The 3,596-nt window shown below is 59.1% G+C and carries 4 protein-coding genes; all 4 read right to left on the bottom strand.

The window, feature by feature from the left end:
• Positions 1-159: 159 nt before the first annotated feature.
• The gene (locus F758_RS0142730; protein WP_084306187.1) at positions 160-1,080 is read right to left on the bottom strand and encodes an alpha/beta fold hydrolase; all 921 of its coding nucleotides are present in this window, start codon (positions 1,078-1,080) and stop codon (positions 160-162) included.
• Between the two features lie 98 nt (positions 1,081-1,178).
• Positions 1,179-2,219 carry an ABC transporter substrate-binding protein gene (locus F758_RS0142735; RefSeq protein ID WP_024513478.1) on the bottom strand — a complete coding sequence of 347 codons (1,041 nt, stop codon included), beginning with the start codon at positions 2,217-2,219 and terminating at the stop codon, positions 1,179-1,181.
• A gap of 55 nt (positions 2,220-2,274) precedes the next feature.
• Positions 2,275-3,078 (bottom strand): redoxin domain-containing protein, encoded by an 804-nt coding sequence (locus F758_RS47035; RefSeq protein WP_245286789.1) that lies wholly within the window; start codon positions 3,076-3,078, stop codon positions 2,275-2,277.
• A gap of 254 nt (positions 3,079-3,332) precedes the next feature.
• The coding region (locus F758_RS51490) for a hypothetical protein (RefSeq protein WP_210200113.1) at positions 3,333-3,596 on the bottom strand (264 nt) is incomplete at its 5' end.

Here is a 3,596-nt window from a genome sequence, read left to right on the forward strand (position 1 = left end):
CGTGTACCCATAAAATCGAGCCTATTGAGCAGGGCATGCTCAAGGTCCGCTTTGGCCCGACAGCGGCGCTAAAGCAGACGTGGCGCCGCTTCGCACCATTTGCAGGGTACAACCTACCCTTTCTAGAGGCGCATGGGGTCCTAATTGCTTTTCTTGTGCTTAATTGCTCTCGGTCGCCGAGCGTACGAAGGCGGCAAGCTCCGAGTTGAAGCGCGGCGCATCCTCGTAGAACGGAAAGTGACCGATCCCGTCATAGATCGAGAGTTTCGCACCGGGGACGATGGATGCGGTGTATTTCGAGATACCCACCTTGACGTTGCGGTCTTCGGCGCCGTGTGTGACCAGCACCGGGATGGTCAGCTTTGAGATGACTTCAGTCGCATCGAGCGGACGGCCGGAGAGCCCGGCGCGCACTTTGGCCGGCACCATCATGTTGAAGGCGAGGATGGTCTCGTAGTCGTCGACACTCGGCTGTTTGAAGAAGCAACCGTGCACAAAGACGCGGGTCGCCGCGATGTTGGTCGCCATGTCTTCGGATGCCATCAGCGGCATGTTCTTGAGATTGTCGCCGATCAGCGCTGGATCAAACTTGATTGAGGCATCGACGAAGTTGATGCCGGCAATTTTGCTTGCGCCGTGGGTCGTCACGTAGTCGGAGATGACGCGCCCGGCATAGGACGAGCCGACAAATACGGGGTGCTTGAGGCCGGTCGCATCCATGACGGCTTGCACCTCGTCGCCCCACGCTTTCGAATCGCGATAATACTTGGGATCAAGCGGCTTATCGGAATTGCCGTGACCACGCAGATCGTAAGTGACGATATGAAATTCTTTGGCGAGGTCGCTGTCGGTCTGGCGCATCCACGACATGTAGCTTTGCCCAAAGCCATGAATGAACAGGATTTCGGGTCCGGTCGGGTTGCCCCATTCTTGGGCGGATATGGTCAGTCCGTCTGGGGTCTTCACGCTGATCGGTTTGTATTTGGGTTCATCTGTGAGACCGGGCGCCGTCATGGCGACCAACAATGCAGCTGCGGTCATTACCGTGAAACCGCGGCGGGATGAAGCGAACGGATTCATGAGAATCCTCCCTTGGTTTCAGATGGCACGTTACGGTAAGTTCACGCCCTAGCGAGCCGAGCCCTCGATCCATTTGGCTCCATCAGGCTATGGCTTGTTCACTCGAGGTTCCGGTAGTACAGGCGGACCAACTCCTGCGGCGCCTTATCGGTCTTGATGGCGCCCGACTCGATCCGTGTCTTGAATGCCCGCTCCAACGCCTGGGCAACGTCGAGCTGGCTGTCGAAGCCGAGGCTTTTCACAGCCTTGACTGATGCCTCGACGGGGACTGCCGCGCCATAGTAACCAGCGGCCTGTGCGGCGAGGACCGCCTCGCGCGGGTGCTGGCCGGCCCACTCGCGTGCGTGCCTGAATGCCCGTGCGATCTTGGCCGCGGTCTCGGGGTCGTTGTCGACGATCGCGCGCTTGATGACCGTGAGACAGCAATATTCGTTATTGTAGGTCGTATCGTTCTGGGTGACGAGCCGCCGAGCGATGTGCTTGTCCTCCAGCAGCGATGGGCGGGGCTCTCCCACGGCAACCGCGGCGAACTTCCCCGTCTTGAACCCCTCCGCCACATAGTCGTTCAGACTTGGCAGCGCCTCCCAGGGCAAGGTCGTCAGCGTGATGTCTCTGGGAGCATCCAGTCCGGGTGCCTTCAGCCAATGGTGAAGCCACATATGACCGTGCAACAGGAACGGCTCGACGGCATATGGAAGGATCTCGATCGTCTTCCCCTTGAGGTCAGCGGGGGACTGGACCGGGGCGTCCGGCGCGACCATCACCGACCAGCAGCCGAAGTGGTTGCCGTCGACGATGTAGTAGTCGACATTTCCGGCTACCATGTGATGAAGCTGGTCCGTATCGAAATATCCGAAATCAGCTTCGGTGGGCCCTGCGTCGGTCTTCACCCAGAGCCGATGGGATCTGCCCTCGGCGACAGCAGTGCGATTGTCGAGTGCGGCGATGCCACGGACCCGCAGGCCTTCTTCGGCAAAGAAGCCTTTCACGAGAGCCGCATACTGACCGAGGTGACAGGTCGGCCCCGTGGGGTCGTAGCCCATGATGAAAGTCTTCTCGTCCGCGACGCCAACAGACGCCGCGCACAACGAGTAAACGAGCCCCACGGCCATGATGACTGCATTGAAGAAGCGTGTCATTCTCAGCTCCTCTATTTGGTCATGAATACGTAACTCCCTCTTATCAAGGACTGCTTCAATCTCGGCGGCTGCGCTCGGCTTCTTGCGGTGGCTCGGGTATTTGCAGCAGCCCCTCTATCGCAGATCGACTGACCGCATCCAGCCAGTCCCTCGCACCGATTTCCTGGACGACTACATTGCCGACCCGATCTATGAGATACGTGGTGGGCAGACCAGCGACCCGATAGGTTCTGGCGATGGACGAGGATGGATCCAACCCAACGCGAAACGTCACTCCCAATTCACCCACGAACGCTTGCACCTTTGAGGTGGTGGCCGCATCGAGATTGATGGCCAGCACCTCCAGTCCGCGATTGTTATAACGCCGATATAGCGCATCGATGGTCGGCATTTCCGCCCGACACGACCCGCACCACGTAACCCAAAAGTTGAGGAGGACCACTTTGCCCCGTAGATCCGAGAGGCGGACCTGCGCCCCTGACAGCGTGGGCAAGGTGAAGTCAGGAGCCGGGAAGCTCGTCAAATTAGGCTGCGGGTGATCCTCGACCGGCTCGATAGCAGCAATCACCCATTCGAGGCCGCGAGCCTGGAGGGAAAATCGGACCAGCGCACCCACCTGAAGTCCGAGAAGCTGTTCAGCCTGCTGTACCGGAAAGGCCATTCGCATGGCTGGCATGAGACCGGAAATGGGACCGTGGTCCAGCGTCACTGTCCCGTGGCTCTCGTCCACCGCTACCACGTGGCCCTCTCCATCGAAACGGGATTGGGCATGCCCCGGGACCACCGCCAAATGTAGATGCCAGCAGAGCGCGGTTGAGACCAGCAATCGAATCCAAGGATGCAGGCCAGGCTTGTTCATGGTTGAACCTACCTCATGCGGCCGGCAGCGATCGCGCTGCCTCATTGCCTCAAAGTAAGCATTTAGCAACAGTCGTCGTGCGCCCGTGCGCACGGCAAGTGCTCGGTGAGAGACCGGCACGAAAGAGGCTCTCGGTTATATTGGGAGTGCGATGCCCGCCGACGGCATTCCCCGCTGCCCATCCACGTTGAACGGAGACATCGGCATGTCCCGTCTTGAAGAGCAGCTCTAAAGAAGATTATACGATGCCAGGCTTATCCAAAAGCCTCATATTGGCCGAGACGCGGCACAAACAATTCGGCCAAAATCACTGACCCTAATGTCCGAGTCGGGTCACGAGCTGCCTTTCCGAATGGGTTGGCGCCAAGGCCGGTGTACCCCAGATAGCTGCCGACTTGCCGCACCGCCGAATTTCGGCAGCTCTGGGCCAGAAACAGACGTGGCTTGAGCACCGAAAGCGCTTTCCAGAGATACCGCACAACGCCCGAGAGCGTTAATGACGTTAGTTTCAAAGTCAG

The organism is Bradyrhizobium sp. ARR65 (genome assembly GCF_000472385.1).
Lineage (GTDB): Bacteria > Pseudomonadota > Alphaproteobacteria > Rhizobiales > Xanthobacteraceae > Bradyrhizobium.

Coding starts and splice junctions, on each gene's coding strand:
- F758_RS0142730 (WP_084306187.1), bottom strand. CDS start 1,080: ATGAATCCGTTCGCTTCATCCCGCCGCGGTTTCACGGTAATGACCGCA.
- F758_RS0142735 (WP_024513478.1), bottom strand. CDS start 2,219: ATGACACGCTTCTTCAATGCAGTCATCATGGCCGTGGGGCTCGTTTAC.
- F758_RS47035 (WP_245286789.1), bottom strand. CDS start 3,078: ATGAACAAGCCTGGCCTGCATCCTTGGATTCGATTGCTGGTCTCAACC.